Consider the following 14392-nt stretch of genomic DNA (forward strand, 5'->3'; position numbering starts at 1 on the left):
TTTTTCTGGGTTCACAGAACAACCGCAGCATCTTCCCATGCGATAGTGGTATGCAGCGGAAAGATGCAGTGTCAGCTCAAGACCGAGAATGGGTGCGTCAATTGCCCAACCTCTCAAAGGAAACGCGCAGCTTTTCTGTCTGGCGCCGGTAGGAGTAGTCACTTACCAACTCGGAAAGTCTCAGGCCCAGCGTCTCGAGATCCGACTCGATCAGCAGTCGCTCGAGACGATCGACCCACCCATCGGTGTCACGACTTTCCAGCATCAGATCGGCATGGTCTGCCTCGAGCAATTCGGCGGCGCCGGTAGTGGAGGAAAGTAAAACCGGCGTGCCACAGGCCATGGCCTCGAGCGAGACGCGGCCAAACTCTTCGATGTGGGCCGGCAGCACGAACACGTCCAGCGCCCCGTAGAGTGTCTCGACGTCACTGACGGTAGTACGCCAGATAAAGCGCTCGGCGATGCCAGCCTGTTCAGCCTGGCGCTGGTAGGGAGCAAAGTCGTCCTTGCCGACGACCAGAAAGCGGCACTGCCCTGGCAGGCGCTGTTCCAGACCGGCGGCCATCTCGACGAATCCGGCGACGTTGCGTTTGGTAAAATTGCCGGAGGTGATCAAGCCGATCAAGCGGGTGTCATCCTCGATGCCTAACTCGCGTCGGCGGGCCTCACGTCCTGTCGCGGCCCGTTCGAGGTTGAAGATGTCGGGATCGTAGCCTGGGTAACTGATCTCGATACGCGATTCGTCGATGCCATAGCGATCGTGGAAATCCTCCGCCATCATGCGGGAATTGACCGCCACCCGACGAAACTTGCCGCCCTCGAGCACATGATCGTGAATGGCGGCCACTTCGTGGCCCGCGGGCAGGTCGCGGCCATGAATGCGCTGGCTGGCCAGGTGCACGCAGTTGTGCATGTAAACCACATCGGGCGTCTCGACATCACCGTGACTGACCAGCATCGCGGGGGGGTGACGCCGGCACCAGGCCTGCACACGACGGTTGAACCAGAAGCGTCGGAAGGGCCCCTTGAACGGCCAGCGCTTCAACCGGACGAGCTCGGCGCCGGCCGTTTCAGCCAGTTCCCGCCGACCGCGTTCAGCAAGGATTACCACCCGATAGCCCAGCGCTTTCAACGCCGCGGCCTGTTCGAAGGCGTTGCGACTGGCGCCGGTACTCTTTTCCACCTGACGAATGGCAATCACGGCCAACGGCGCTTGCGGATCTTCAGTCACGAAAGCTTCCTCGATGTTCGATGGATGCCCGCACGGTCGTCGAATGCCGAACGGTACGAATCGCCAACATGCGGTGGCAGGTTTGCCCGGTTACAATGCGCCCCGGCGGCTCATTGTCGCCTATCTTGTCTCTCCGCTGGCCGGCGACACCGCAACCTCGCTTCGGCCCAACGTCAAGGATCGGTCATGCCGCTATCGACCTACCATCATCGGGACGCGCATATCTTATACGATCCTGCGCGCCTCGCTCATCCCGACCTGCCGATTCTTCCCGAGTTCGGGGAAGCCTGGCTGGATCCAGATGCTTGGGCCGAACGCGGCCTGGTGATCGGTTCGGCTCCGGGGCGCGGTGCCAGTCAGTTTCTCGAGATCGAGGCGTCCGAGTGGGTGCTACGACCCTACCGCCGCGGTGGCATGGTAGCCAAGGTCAGCCAGGTCGACTATCTATGGACCGGGCTAGAGCGCACTCGGGGTTTCCGCGAAATGCGACTGACGCGCGCCCTGTTCGAGCAGGGGCTGCCGGTACCGGCGCCGGTGGCATCCATCGTGATACGTCACGGCCTGAGCTATCGCGCTGCGCTGATCACCGAGCGCCTGGCGAACAGCGAGGCGCTGGCCGAGCGGCTGGCCGATGCCTCGCCTGCGCTGCTTGCCGACGTTGGCGCCACCATTCGACGATTTCACGATGCCGGCCTCGATCACGTCGACCTCAACGCACGCAATCTGCTGGTTTCAGCCGATGATAAGGTTTGGCTGATAGATTTCGACCGCTGTCGAATTCGCCCGAAAGGCAGATGGCGACAGCGCAACCTGTTACGGCTCAAGCGCTCTCTTCTTCGTTTCTCGCCCTTGGGTGCCCAAGCGTCCTACGATCTCGTCGTCGAAGGGTATGGCGGCGCGCTAGGCACTCATTCACGCTAAGGCTCTTCCTGTTCATGCATGACACGCTGAAGCGCCGTTGGCGCAGCACTCTGCTTTTTGCCCTTTTTCAACTGCCGCTCGTCTGGCTGATCGCTCTGCGTTATTCGCCTTATCTGGCCACTCCGCATGACCCTATGGGGATCGCCTATCTAATCCTGACCTGGGTTGGCCACTTCGGCATGCTGGTCCTGCTCGGCTGGCTACCGCTCGCCGTAATGGCATTGGTGCTCAAGGCGCGCTGGCTATGGATGCCGGCGACACTTTTCGGGGCGCTGGGGCTGAGCGCGCTGCTGCTGGACACGATCGTCTACGCTCAGTATCGCTTTCACGTGAACGCCTTCATGGTGTCGCTGTTCCTGAACGACAAGGACGGCGAAATCTTCAGCTTTACCACGACTACCTGGCTGGCTGTCGTGGGCAGCGTGATCGCGGCACTGGCGCTGGAAGGTTGGCTCGCCCGCCGCCTGATCGTGGATAATCGCGGCGGTCGCCTGCCGGTGGGGCTCGCCTGCGGCGTGATTCTGGTGACCCTGATCGGCAGCCATGGGCTGCACGTCGTCGCCGACGCCCGCTATCAGCGTAGCGTGACCCAGCAGGTCGGCATCTATCCGTTGCTGTTTCCGGCTACCGCCAAGGGCTTCATGGAGAAACACGGCTGGCTCGACCCCCGCGCCGCCCGCGCCGAACGGGCCGATATCGATGCCAAGCAGGCGCAGAATCTCGACTGGCCCAAGACGCCTCTCAGTTGCCAGAACGAGGCAGCCCCCAATGTCATGGTGGTGCTGATCGACTCCTGGCGCGCCGATGAGTACGGACCCCAGAACACGCCGAACCTCTACGCCGCGCTGAACGACAGTGGACGCCGCTATCTCGATCATTACAGCGGTGGCAACGCCACCCGAAACGGTGCCATGAGCCTGTTTTACGGGCTCAGCGGCAACTATTACGCTTATCTGGATGATACCCAGACGCCACCCCTGTTGATCACCCAGCTACAGAAACAGGGCTATGCGCTGGGCATCTTTTCCTCGGCCAGCCTCGATGGCGTCGGGTTCGATCGCACGATCTTTTCGTCGGTCGATTCGCTGCGCCTGAGCACGCAAGGCGATTCTCCCGCAGGTCGAGATCAACGGATGACCGACGACTGGCTGGGCTGGCTCGCTCAGCAGGAGCAGAACGACGAATCCCCCTGGTTCGGCATGCTGTTCTACGACGCGCCCCATGGCTACGATGTGCCGGATGGCGCCGACCAGCCGTACCAGCCTTCGGTGAAGGGAATGGATTATCTCGATCTGGGCCCCGATACCGACCCAGAGCCCTACTTCAATCGCCATCGCAACGCGGTGCACTACGACGACGAGTTGCTCGGTCGGGTGATCGACGATCTCAAGGCCAAGGGCGAGTGGGACGACACGATGCTGGTGGTTACCGCCGACCACGGTCAGTCGCTCAATGATTTCGGCAAGAACTACTGGGGCCACAACAGCAACTTCGCCTCACCGCAGACTCACGTGCCGATGATCGTCAACGGCCCCGGGGTCGAACCCGGCCGGGTCGAGGGCATAACCAGTCACCTCGATGTGATGCCGATGCTGATGCGACATGCCCTGGGCTGCAGCAATCCGCTTGCTGACTACGCCCAGGGCGAGGACCTGCTCGATCCGGGCCTCGACCATCCCTGGGTCCAGGCCAGCAGCTATATCGATTACGGCATCATCGAACCGAAGCGCATCACTGTGGTCGACGGTACCGGTCAGTGGAACATCGTCGATCGGCAGCTCGATCCCATCGATGATGCCGAGTTCTCGCCGGCGGTATTCGACGCCATGCAGTGGTTCCGTCAGTTCTACCGGTAGCCTTGTCGATGTCACAATGACTAGCGCTACAATGCGCCAGACGCTGTCGAACATCCTGGGCGGGGCGTCGCGATTATCGCGACGCCCGCTATCGTTTGGCACCGAGTCCGTAAATCCATCGACGATCCAGGAGGGCTCATGGCCGCCATTACCGGCGTGGTGATCACGCTCGACGAAGCTGACAACATCGAAGCCTGCCTGGCCTCGCTGCAGCGGGTCTGTGATGAACTGATCGTGGTCGATTCCGGCTCCCTAGACGAGACGGTGGCCCGGGCCGAGGCGTTCGGCGCCCGCGTGATCCATCAGCCCTATCTGGGCGATGGCCCGCAGAAGCGTGTCGGACCGCAGACGGCCAGCCATCGCTGGGTGCTGTCACTGGACGCTGATGAGCGGCTAACCGACGACGCCGTGGCAGTCATCCAGGCCCTCGATCTGGATGCCGGTGAAAATGGAGAAGGCGGCCACGACGCCTATGCGCTGCGCCGGCGAAACTTCATCGGCAGCCGCTGGATCCGCCACTGCGGATGGTATCCGGATTACTGCATCCGGCTGTTCGATCGCGAGCGCTGCGGGTTCTCCGAGAGCCGCCAGCATGCATCCGTCCAAGCCACGAATCCGCAGCGTCTGGACGCCGACCTGGAACATTACTCGTTCGCCAACCTCGCCGAGCTTTTCGGCAAGGCCAGCGGTCGCTTTTCCAATCGCGCGGCCAAGATCATGTACCTCAAGGGCAAGCGCGCCAATGCGCTGTCACCGGCACTTCATGGTGCCAATGCCTTCATGCGCAAGTACGTATTCCAGCGCGGCTTTCTCGGTGGGCTCGACGGCATTTCGGTGGCGCTGTCTGCGGCGGTCAACGCCTATCTGAAATACGCCAAGCTGCTCGAGTTGCAGCGCGACGCCAAGGTGCGCGAGGCCGAAAATTTCGATCGGATATGGTGACGATATGACGACTCGTCCGTTGCACGTCCGTCACGTCAATCTGGCTCGGGGTTTCCGTGGCGGTGAGCGCCAGACGCTGCTGCTGATCGAAGCGCTGGCACGCCTGGGGAAACAACAGGGCGGTATCGATCAGAGCCTGGTCTGCCGTCGCGACTCCCCCATGCGAGAAGCGCTGGCTGATTTGGATATCGATGCCGATATCACACTGATCGACGCCGATCATGCCCTTGCCGGTCACTGTCATCATGATCGCCACCGCCCGAAGGCGACCCTGACGCATGCCCACGAAGCCAAGGCGGTGCACTGGGCGTGGGCCGAACGTCGCCTGCGCGGCACGCCCTATCTTCTGACGCGCCGTGTACCCCAGCCGGTCAAGGACAAGCGCTTCAATCGTTTGACCTATCGCGGCGCCGCGACCGCCGTGGCGATTTCGTCGGTGATTGAGAGCCATCTTCGCGATAGGAACTGGTGTCCCGTCACTCGCATTCCCAGCGTGCTGTCGGGTCAGCCGAGCGATGCAAGCCGGGTCAAGGCGCTACGCGAGCGCTTTGCCGAACGTCGAGTGATCGGCCATATCGGTGCGCTGGTGGATCGCCACAAGGGCCAGCGCGTGCTGATAGAGACGGCGCGACGGCTTCGCGAGACGCATCCCGACGTCTGCTTCCTGCTGCTCGGCGAAGGCGACGATGGCGAGGCGCTGAAGGCCGAAAGCGCGGAGCTCGACAACGTGATCTGGGAAGGCTTCCAGCGCAATGTCGGCGACTATCTCGAGATCATGACGCTGTTCGCCTTCCCCTCACGCAATGAAGGCCTGGGCTCGACGCTGCTCGATGCCATGGATCACGGCGTGCCGATCGTGGCCAGTAACGTCGATGGCATACCGGATCTGATCGAGGATGACGTCAGCGGAGTGCTGGTACCCGTCGGCGATTCCGATGCGTTGGCAGCGGCTCTCACCGCGCTGCTGGAAGACCCGGCACGTCGGCAGCGGTTGGCCACCGGCGCCAGTCGACGCCTGTCGGCGTTCACTCCGAATGCCATGGCTACAGCCTATCTTGCGCTGTACCGGCAACTCGTCGATGCGCGTCAACAAGGCAATACCTAGGCGGCGGAATACTCGATCGATAGTAACGTGGCATCATGACGGCCGAGTGGCATAAAGAGTGACAGCGCCCGGGCGGCGTCGAGATCGTTAGCGAAGTGGAGCAGAACTATGAGCAAGATTCGGGTTGGCATCATCTGCGGCGGGAAATCGGCGGAGCATGAAGTCTCGCTGCAGTCGGCCAGAAACATCGTCGATGCGCTGGATCGAGAGCGTTTCGAGGTTACGGTCATCGGCATCGACAAGCAGGGCCAATGGCATATCAACGATGCCGGCAATTTTCTGCTCAATGCCGATGATCCCCGACGCATTGCCCTCAACCCCTCTGCCGGCGATATCGCCCTGGTGCCTGGCCGCGAACATCGGCAGTTGATCGCCACCGACGCTTCTCAGGGTGCACTGAGCCAACTGGACGTGGTCTTCCCTATCGTTCACGGCACGCTCGGCGAGGATGGTTCGCTGCAGGGGCTGCTGCGGATGGCCAATCTGCCCTTCGTCGGCTCCGGCGTTCTCGGCTCGGCCGCCGGAATGGACAAGGACGTTGCCAAACGTCTGCTGCGCGACGCCGGTATCCCGGTCTCGCCTTTCGTCACCCTCACTCGTCGCACGGCAGCCAGCGTCGATTTCGACGCACTGCGTGCGGAGCTCGGGTCGCCGTTGTTCGTCAAACCGGCCAATCAGGGCTCTTCGGTCGGGGTCAGCCGGGTGGAGAACGCCGCCGAGTTCGATCAGGCACTGGCGCTGGCACTGGCGTTCGATCACAAGGTGCTGGTCGAGTCCGCTGTCATCGGACGCGAGATCGAGTGCGCGGTACTGGGTAACGACACGCCGGAGGCGAGCGTTTGCGGCGAGATCGTGGTCGAGAACGGTTTCTACTCCTACGACACCAAGTACATCGACGATGACGCGGCTACCGTCGCCGTTCCCGCCGATATCGACGCCGGCGCCAGTGAATCGATCCGCCAAATTGCGGTACGCACATTCCAGGTGCTGGAGTGTGCCGGCCTGGCTCGTGTCGATGTCTTTCTCACGCCCGAGGGGAAAGTCGTCGTCAACGAAATCAACACTCTCCCGGGCTTCACCCGCATCAGCATGTACCCCAAGCTGTGGCAGGCAAGCGGCCTTACCTACTCGGCACTGGTGACGCGGCTGATCGAACTGGCCATGGCGCGCCATGCCGAAGATCTGGCGCTTCGAGATTCCCGCTGACCGTCATGAGATGTCCGCCGAGCGCTGTGAGATTTCCGCCGAGCGCTACGGACCTTCCCCTGCGCGGCGCGAATGCCGCCGAACGGGCAGGAACTCTTCGGTAACCTGCTTGTCTTGAAGTCGTCATGATAGAGTCATGACGACTTCTCATGCGATGCCAGGAATTGGCATCGACAGCACACGACGTTCACGGATCGAAGCCGGTCATGACCATCTCTCGCGATACACGACGTTGGTGTGCACTCACCTACATCGGCCTCTGCATCGGTTACGCCGTCATGGTGATCGGGGTACTCCCATGGTGGACACCCATTGTCATCGCTCTCGCCTGGCTCGCCATCGGCTACCACTTCCATTGGGGCCATGCCTCGCAACGCGCAACCCAGCGCAAGGCGTGGCCATGGTCGTTGCTGCCCTTGATCCTGTGGTGGGTCTACATCTATCTCGACGACAGCTTCGGCCAGCTCGATTTGGGCGCGGTGATCTTTCATCTGCAGGCCGGTATCGAAGAGAATGGCAGTACTGATCGCCAGATCGCCGGGGTACTCTATTCCATAGCCGCGATCATCATGCTGGTCGCGGTAACCTGGCTGGTGCGAGCGGATCACCGCTGGCGCCTGTGGGAACGGGTGCTGAGTCTGTTCCTGCTTGCCTTCAATCCGCTGCTGTTCGGGCTGTCTCTGCGCGGTGCCGCCGTGATCGACGACGACGAGTCCTGGCTCAACGCTCGCTATCGGCCCCCTGAGATCGTCGCGGCGCCGCAGCAGCAGCCTAATCTGATCTATCTCTACATGGAGAGTACCGAGCGCACTTACAGCGATACTCGGCGCTTCGGTGATGCTTACGAAGATCTGGCCCAACTGGGCAAGGAAGGCATCGTCTTCGATGGCGTCAAGCAGCTCGACAATACCGGCTGGACGATGGCTGGCATGGTCGCCAGCCAGTGCGGCGTACCACTGATGCCGGCGGGACTGATGCACGATAACCAGTTCGAGCCGCTATCGGACGTGCTCCCGGGCGTCGATTGCCTCGGCGACCTGCTCCATGCACGTGGTTATGACCTCACTTACATGGGCGGCGCCAGTACGAAGTTCGCCGGCAAGGCAAAGTTTTATCGAGGGCACGGCTTCGATACCGCCCTGGGTCGCGACGAACTGGAGGACAAAGCGCTGGCCGGCTATCTCAATGATTGGGGACTTTACGACGATACGCTGTTCGATCTCGCCGAAAAGCGTATCCGGAGTCTCCATGACAGCCAGAAACCCTACGCCTTCTTCGGCCTGACCCTGGCAGCGCATCCGCCGTTCGGCAATCCGTCGCAGTCGTGTATCGACAATCAGGGCCCGTTCGACGGCACCGATATTCTCTATTCGGTCAAATGTACCGGCTGGCTCGTCAAGAATTTCATCGAACGACTCCGATCCGAGGGGCTGCTGGACAATACCTTGATCGTGGTGGCCAGTGATCATCTCTCGATGAAGAACTCCGTATGGGAAGATCTCATCGCCGAGGATCGCGAGAATACGCTGATAATGCTGGGCAACGGCCTGCGCCCAAACGTGATCGAGCGGCCAGCGAGCATGGTCGACGTGCTGCCGACGCTGCTGGAAGCAATGGGCTATACCGTTCCTGATCATCGCGCAGGTCTGGGCGTGTCGCTATTCTCGTCATCCCCCACCCTGATCGAACGTTACTCGCTGGAGGAGATGAATCAGCGCATGCGTAGCGAGAACATTCTTCAGGAAAGACTCTGGAACGGGGTCAACTGAGCGTCATCGCGAGGAGCAAGCGGCAAGCACCTGCCGGAGTATGATCTAGCGTGACGCCGGCCACTCGATAGGGCCCAGGTCCTCGCCGGGATCCAGCTCGCCCGGCCGGGTTTCGGGGGTGGCAAGCGGTAACGCCTCGGCCACGCGTACCAACGCCCCCTCGCCGCTGGCATCCTCGACCACTCGCTGCCACCATTGGCGATGCACCGCGCGCACGACGACGGGGATCGACTCCAGGCCCAGACGCTGCGCCATCGCCAGACGATGTAGCCCTCGGTTTATCTTGAGCAGCCGGCCCTCGCGGGTAACGGCAACGCCCAGTGCATCCTTCCCCAGTTCGGCATCGAATCCCCGGTTTGCCATGTCGTCGAGAAAGCCGAGATAGGTTTGCAGGTAGGCGAGTATCTTGTCCTCCGTGTCGAGCAGGATACCCTGGTGGTACGAGGACCACGGATGTCCCGACTCCAGTCGTGAGCGGTATTGGCGAAAGCGCTCGGTCTGGGTGAGATCGGCGCGATGGATATCGATGTCGCTGATGAAGCGATAGCGCGAACCACGCCGCAGGTCACCACGACTGCGATCCCAATCACCGTCCCAGATGAATGCCGAGGAAGACGGGCGTCTGCCATCGACACCCTTGACGTTGAGATCCCGGATCAATTCACGCGGGTCGACATGCACGACCAGCGCCTCACCCAGCCGCGTCTCGATCGAGCGCCGCGGTAGCCCCCGGCGCTCGGCCCAACGACCGCCCACTCTTCCGTCGGCCCAACGCCGTAACAGTGACTCTTCCAACGGCACGCCGATACGACGCTGAAACGAGTCCCGCAGGTTGGCCTGCCAGCGCGCCCGACGAACGCCCCACTTCATACGAGGGTCGAGAAGATCGCTGAACGCAGTGTCCTCGGCAGGCAATCGCGGAGAGGAGGACGATGGAGGCTGGGAGACGCGCGCCATGGAGAAGCCTACACGTTCGGGTATGGAAGTGTGTCATTATCAAACACTGTTCGGGGAGCATATCATAGCACATTGATAAGCATGCTACAGAGTTAGTCGCCGCCAGCGGTTGTCACTTTTCTCCACACTAGCCTTCCCCTCATGGCTAAGTCGTCGGCAGCTCCAGGAACTGCTGCATAATCCGGGTGTCTCGAAAACGCTCGATCAGTTCCGGATCGTCTTCCAGAGAAGGGGGGCGTTCCAGACCCTCGCGAATCTTGATTGCCAGGCCGGAGATCGAATTGTCGGCGATCAGCCTCGCCTGGTCGTGAATCAACACGTTGCGCACGCCCCCGGGGCAGTCGACCGCCGCACAGGGCGTGCCGCAGATCATGCTCTCGGCGAGCACGATCCCGAAGGCCTCGCTGCGCGAGCTCAGCACGAACAGCCGGCCGTGCTTCATCCACGGGTAGGGATTGGGTTGGCTGCCGACGAAGTGGATACGCGCTCGGGCACCGAGCTCATCGACGAGCTTCTCAAGACTCTCGCGCTTCGGCCCATCACCGACGATGACCAGATCCTCCTCGATCGTGGCCTCCAGATAGGCACGAATCAGCCACGCCTGGCGTTTGACATCGGAAAGCCGGGAGACGTGAACGATAAAGGGTCTGTCAGGCAACTCGACGGGCTCATCGGCCTGGCGGCGAATGGCCTCGATATCGCACGGATTCATGATGGTCGCCCAGCGACCGGGCCGAATGTCGTGATGAGCGAGCTGCTTTTCCAACTGAGCACGTACGTTGGGTGTATTGCAGGCGACCTGCTTGTCCTCGTACAGCTTGCGCAGATAGAAGCCCTTGAGCCAGCTACCATAATCCCCGGGCCAGGAAACGGTCACCTGCCACAGGCGGGAGTCTCGCCAGGACCAGACAGTCTCGAAGGCACCTTGCCCGCGCATGATGATGCGATCGATCGGGCCATGTTCACGCTCGAGTTCGGCCACGAAGCGCTGCAGATAGTGACCACCATACCAACCTCTCCACAGGAAACCGGAACCCGGCATCAGCGGCTTCAGCAGCGCCCGCGTGAGCAGGTCATAGACCAGCCCCACTCCCGTCTTGCGAAAGGCCTTGTCGAAATCCACCCGATGGACCGTCACGCCGGCGTCCGGCGCCAACTCATTTCCACCCTTGAGTACCAGCACATGGACGTCGTGGCCTTGACGCGCCAGCACGTTGGCAAGATTAACGGTCACTCGCTCGATACCGCCGATACTTAGCTTGCGTACGACCAGCAATACTCTCTGGCTCACGGCATCGCCTCTCGTGTTGGAGTCGTTTCGAAAATCATCGCCCTTAACTCCGGGTAACGCGCCAGGCAGCTAGCGAACTGACGATCATTGCCACCCTGTTTGATGTTGTCTTCATGCAGTGCCGACTCCCCCGCTGCCGGGCTAGGCAGGAAGTCGACGTTACGTGGATTGATTCTGACGCAGCACGTACCGGCCTTGAGCGAGGCCATCTTGAACCAGATATCGTCCGCATTGGGCGCCAAGGTCTGAAAGGCTTCGACGTCGAAAACCATGGTATCCAGCAAGCCGGGCGGGTACAGCACGCCCCCGCTTCCGGTCGGCATCAGGGCGAAATTAGGATGAGTGGCTCCGGGATCCTGACGGCTCTTGACCATCTGATAGGAGATGACACCCGAGCCCGGCGCGCTTTCACAAAGCATATGACCCCGGTGGCAGACGATACAGCCTGGAAATCGATCCGCGCCATCTAGCAGACGTCGCGCCCAGTCGGATGGATACAGCATGTCATCGTCGGCGGTGATGATGGTGGCTTCCGGATACCGCTTGAGAGCATGTAGTAACTTGTCATAGGAGCGGTAGTCCGCTTCGGTCACCACGATTTTCACGCCGCGCCGCGTCAATCGCCGGAGTGACTTTGGTAGCTCTCCGATCGTTTCCTTGTCACGTTGCGATAGATAAAGATGGACGTCGAAAGCATCGATATCCTGCTCGCAGAGAGACTCCAGCGTGGCAAAGATCTGATGGATACGTGGCGGATGCGTAGTCAGCGAGATGATGAGCCGATCACCGCTGGAAGGCACATGAAGAGAAGACCATGGATTCTTCATTCGATAATACAGAAAGCGAAACGCAGATCGTAATTTACGTTTTCGTTTGGCAGTCAGTAGCGGCATGGTCGCTCTCGATCAGTATTACAGTGGCCAGTCGGACAGCCGTCTTTTACGTTAGCCCTGAATCGCCTGCTCGATCCTGCCTGGCAGCATCTGTTTCAAACAGTTCCGATGCCCCAGCGGGCAGGTGCGTTCGAAACAGGGTGAGCAGGATAGCGCCAGATAGTGAATATCGGCATTGTCGGTCAACGGCGGCGTGTAAGCCGGCGAAGAAGAGCCGTAGAGAGCCTGGATTCGCGTGCCGACCGCGGCGGCCACGTGCATTAGTCCTGAGTCGTTGGTGACCACTTGCTCACAGGCGGCGAGCAGGTCGACGGCGTCCGCCAGTCGGGTCTTGCCGCACAGGTTATGGGCGGATTCCAGGCCGTCGGCGATCACGTCGCCGGCCTCGGTATCTTTGGGCCCACCCAGAACCCACACTGCGTAGCCCTTGCCGATCAGTGTTTCAGCCAGTTCGCGAAAATATTCCAACGGCCACTGCTTGGCCGGGCCGTATTCCGCGCCGGGCATCATGCCGATGGCCGGGCGCTCGCCTAGAGACAGCTCGGCGCGCAGCTCAGTCTGACGCCCGCGATCGACGCGCAGTCGAGGATGCGGGATCTCAAAACTCCTACCCGTGGCCTGTTCGACATCGAGCCCCAACGCCACGAAACGCTTGACGGTTTGATCCAGCACACCTTTGTCGAGCCGTCGGCGATCGTTGAGCAGCACATAGCGCTGTTCGCCGGTGAAACCGGTGCGGCGGGGAATACCGGCCAGGAACGGTAGCAGCGCCGACTTCAGCGAACGCGGCAATACGATGGCGCGATCGAAGCGGCCTTTCAACGAGCGTGCGACCTCGCGCCGGGTCTTCCAGCCAAATTCGCCGTGTTTCACGTCCAGCGCAATGGCCTCGTCGACTTCTGGCATGCGCTCGAGAATCGGCAGCGACCAGCCCGGCGCCAGCACGCCGATCTTCGCGCCCGGATGGCGTCGCTTGAGAGTGATGAACAGGCTCTGCGCCATCACCATGTCGCCGACCCAGGAAGGGCCAACGACCAGGATTCGTGGTGCCTCGGCACCGACAGCAGCTTCATCCATTCAGCCATTCCAGATAGGCGGAAACGCCTTCGCGCACCGTCTTGAACTCGGCGGTATAGCCCGCCTCGCGCAGGCGGCAGATGTCGGCGCGGGTGTAGCTCTGGTAACGACCCTTGAGTTCATCGGGAAAGTCGATGTACTCGATCTCGACTTTTGCCCCGTCCTTGTCGGAATAGAAATCGATGGCCGTCTCGGCGATCGCCTTGAACGGCTCCGCGCGGCCGGTGCCCAGGTTGAAGATGCCGGAGACCTCGGGGTTGTCCAGAAACCACAGATTGACGTCGACCACGTCGCCGACGTAGATGAAATCGCGGCTCTGCATGCCGGCTTCATAGCCGTCCCAGGCGCCGAACAGCTTGGGATTCTCGCCACGCTGGACCTGGCTGTGATGATGGTAGGCGACGCTGGCCATCTTGCCCTTGTGCTGTTCGCGCGGGCCATAGACGTTGAAGTAGCGAAAGCCGACGACCTGGCTGTCGAACTCGTCCCAGCGCGCACGCACGTATTGATCGAACAGCAGCTTGGAGTAGCCGTAGACGTTGAGCGGCTTCTCGTGAGCGGGGTCCTCGACGAACACCTCGCTACCGCCGTAGGTAGCGGCGGACGAGGCATAGAGAAACGGGATTCGCTTGGCCTGACAGTATTCGAGCAGCACCTTGGAGTACTCGAAGTTGTTCTCCAGCATGAAGCGCCCGTCCCACTCGGTAGTATCCGAGCAGGCGCCCTCGTGGAAGATCGCCTCGATCGGTGGCAGTCCGCCGGCTTCGCCGCGCATCTCACCGCCTAGTTCCGCCTTCACCCGGGCCAGGAAATCGTCCTTGTCCAGATAGTCACCCAGCGTGCAGTCCGCCAGGTTGACGAATTTGGTGCCGTCGCTGAGATCGTCGACCACCATGACGTCCAGATGGCCGCGTGCGTTGAGTGCCTTGACCAGATTGGCCCCGATGAAGCCGGCCCCGCCCGTGACAACGATCATGTCGTAACTCCTCTTCGATCGACTCGGTTACCGTGAATGGAGACTCCGACCGCGTGCGTCGCCGGACGTTCGATGACAATGCGTCGACGACACGGCCTGATCGTCGACAGTGCCTATAACCGATTGAGCGCTAATTGTATACTTGGCGGCTCACGAATTCATGGGCAA

The 14392-nt window shown here is 61.2% G+C and carries 12 protein-coding genes; 6 read left to right on the top strand and 6 right to left on the bottom strand.

From position 1 onward, the window contains the following. Positions 1-97 precede the first annotated feature (97 nt). Complete coding sequence (locus tag DOM27_RS01250) at positions 98-1231, bottom strand: glycosyltransferase family 4 protein (RefSeq protein WP_110654252.1); 1134 nt, start codon at positions 1229-1231, stop codon at positions 98-100. A 186-nt stretch (positions 1232-1417) separates the two neighbouring features. Between DOM27_RS01250 and DOM27_RS01255 the strand changes: the two genes are divergently transcribed. The 6 genes from DOM27_RS01255 (at position 1418) to DOM27_RS01280 (ending at position 9030) form a co-directional block, all read left to right on the top strand. Then, complete coding sequence (locus DOM27_RS01255; RefSeq protein ID WP_110654253.1) at positions 1418-2152, top strand: 3-deoxy-D-manno-octulosonic acid kinase; 735 nt, start codon at positions 1418-1420, stop codon at positions 2150-2152. Positions 2153-2166: 14 nt separating this feature from the next. Then, positions 2167-4008: a DUF3413 domain-containing protein gene (locus DOM27_RS01260; RefSeq protein WP_110654254.1), complete on the top strand. Its 1842-nt coding sequence runs from the start codon at positions 2167-2169 to the stop codon at positions 4006-4008. A gap of 138 nt (positions 4009-4146) precedes the next feature. Next, complete coding sequence (locus tag DOM27_RS01265) at positions 4147-4950, top strand: glycosyltransferase family 2 protein (RefSeq protein WP_110654255.1); 804 nt, start codon at positions 4147-4149, stop codon at positions 4948-4950. Between the two features lie 4 nt (positions 4951-4954). Next, the gene (locus DOM27_RS01270) at positions 4955-6055 is read left to right on the top strand and encodes a glycosyltransferase (RefSeq protein ID WP_110654256.1); all 1101 of its coding nucleotides are present in this window, start codon (positions 4955-4957) and stop codon (positions 6053-6055) included. A 108-nt stretch (positions 6056-6163) separates the two neighbouring features. Beyond that, complete coding sequence (ddlA, locus tag DOM27_RS01275) at positions 6164-7261, top strand: D-alanine--D-alanine ligase (protein ID WP_110654257.1); 1098 nt, start codon at positions 6164-6166, stop codon at positions 7259-7261. A 206-nt stretch (positions 7262-7467) separates the two neighbouring features. Further along, a complete protein-coding gene (locus DOM27_RS01280; protein ID WP_110654258.1) occupies positions 7468-9030 on the top strand; it encodes a sulfatase-like hydrolase/transferase in 1563 nt (520 codons plus the stop codon). Between the two features lie 45 nt (positions 9031-9075). Here the strand turns inward: DOM27_RS01280 and DOM27_RS01285 are convergent, their stop codons facing one another. The 5 genes from DOM27_RS01285 to rfaD form a co-directional block, all read right to left on the bottom strand. Further along, the gene (locus DOM27_RS01285) at positions 9076-9987 is read right to left on the bottom strand and encodes a hypothetical protein (protein ID WP_188113665.1); all 912 of its coding nucleotides are present in this window, start codon (positions 9985-9987) and stop codon (positions 9076-9078) included. Between the two features lie 145 nt (positions 9988-10132). Beyond that, positions 10133-11278 (bottom strand): glycosyltransferase, encoded by a 1146-nt coding sequence (locus DOM27_RS01290; RefSeq protein WP_110654260.1) that lies wholly within the window; start codon positions 11276-11278, stop codon positions 10133-10135. Beyond that, positions 11275-12105: a hypothetical protein gene (locus tag DOM27_RS01295; RefSeq protein ID WP_157956686.1), complete on the bottom strand. Its 831-nt coding sequence runs from the start codon at positions 12103-12105 to the stop codon at positions 11275-11277. Before DOM27_RS01295 ends, DOM27_RS01290 begins: the two co-directional genes overlap by 4 nt. 117 nt (positions 12106-12222) lie before the next feature. After that, the gene (gene waaF, locus DOM27_RS01300) at positions 12223-13248 is read right to left on the bottom strand and encodes a lipopolysaccharide heptosyltransferase II (RefSeq protein WP_110654262.1); all 1026 of its coding nucleotides are present in this window, start codon (positions 13246-13248) and stop codon (positions 12223-12225) included. Further along, positions 13241-14224 (bottom strand): ADP-glyceromanno-heptose 6-epimerase, encoded by a 984-nt coding sequence (rfaD, locus tag DOM27_RS01305; protein WP_110654263.1) that lies wholly within the window; start codon positions 14222-14224, stop codon positions 13241-13243. Before rfaD ends, waaF begins: the two co-directional genes overlap by 8 nt. Between the last annotated feature and the right edge of the window lie 168 nt (positions 14225-14392).

Source organism: Salinicola halimionae (genome assembly GCF_003206065.1).
Lineage (GTDB): Bacteria > Pseudomonadota > Gammaproteobacteria > Pseudomonadales > Halomonadaceae > Salinicola > Salinicola halimionae.

What these genes read in the sequence shown, in the direction of transcription:
- DOM27_RS01255 (WP_110654253.1), top strand. Translation starts at nt 1,418, where the DNA reads ATGCCGCTATCGACCTACCATCATCGGGACGCGCATATCTTATACGAT.
- DOM27_RS01260 (WP_110654254.1), top strand. Translation starts at nt 2,167, where the DNA reads ATGCATGACACGCTGAAGCGCCGTTGGCGCAGCACTCTGCTTTTTGCC.
- DOM27_RS01265 (WP_110654255.1), top strand. Translation starts at nt 4,147, where the DNA reads ATGGCCGCCATTACCGGCGTGGTGATCACGCTCGACGAAGCTGACAAC.
- DOM27_RS01270 (WP_110654256.1), top strand. Translation starts at nt 4,955, where the DNA reads ATGACGACTCGTCCGTTGCACGTCCGTCACGTCAATCTGGCTCGGGGT.
- ddlA (WP_110654257.1), top strand. Translation starts at nt 6,164, where the DNA reads ATGAGCAAGATTCGGGTTGGCATCATCTGCGGCGGGAAATCGGCGGAG.
- DOM27_RS01280 (WP_110654258.1), top strand. Translation starts at nt 7,468, where the DNA reads ATGACCATCTCTCGCGATACACGACGTTGGTGTGCACTCACCTACATC.
- DOM27_RS01285 (WP_188113665.1), bottom strand. Translation starts at nt 9,987, where the DNA reads ATGGCGCGCGTCTCCCAGCCTCCATCGTCCTCCTCTCCGCGATTGCCT.
- DOM27_RS01295 (WP_157956686.1), bottom strand. Translation starts at nt 12,105, where the DNA reads ATGAAGAATCCATGGTCTTCTCTTCATGTGCCTTCCAGCGGTGATCGG.
- waaF (WP_110654262.1), bottom strand. Translation starts at nt 13,248, where the DNA reads ATGGATGAAGCTGCTGTCGGTGCCGAGGCACCACGAATCCTGGTCGTT.
- rfaD (WP_110654263.1), bottom strand. Translation starts at nt 14,224, where the DNA reads ATGATCGTTGTCACGGGCGGGGCCGGCTTCATCGGGGCCAATCTGGTC.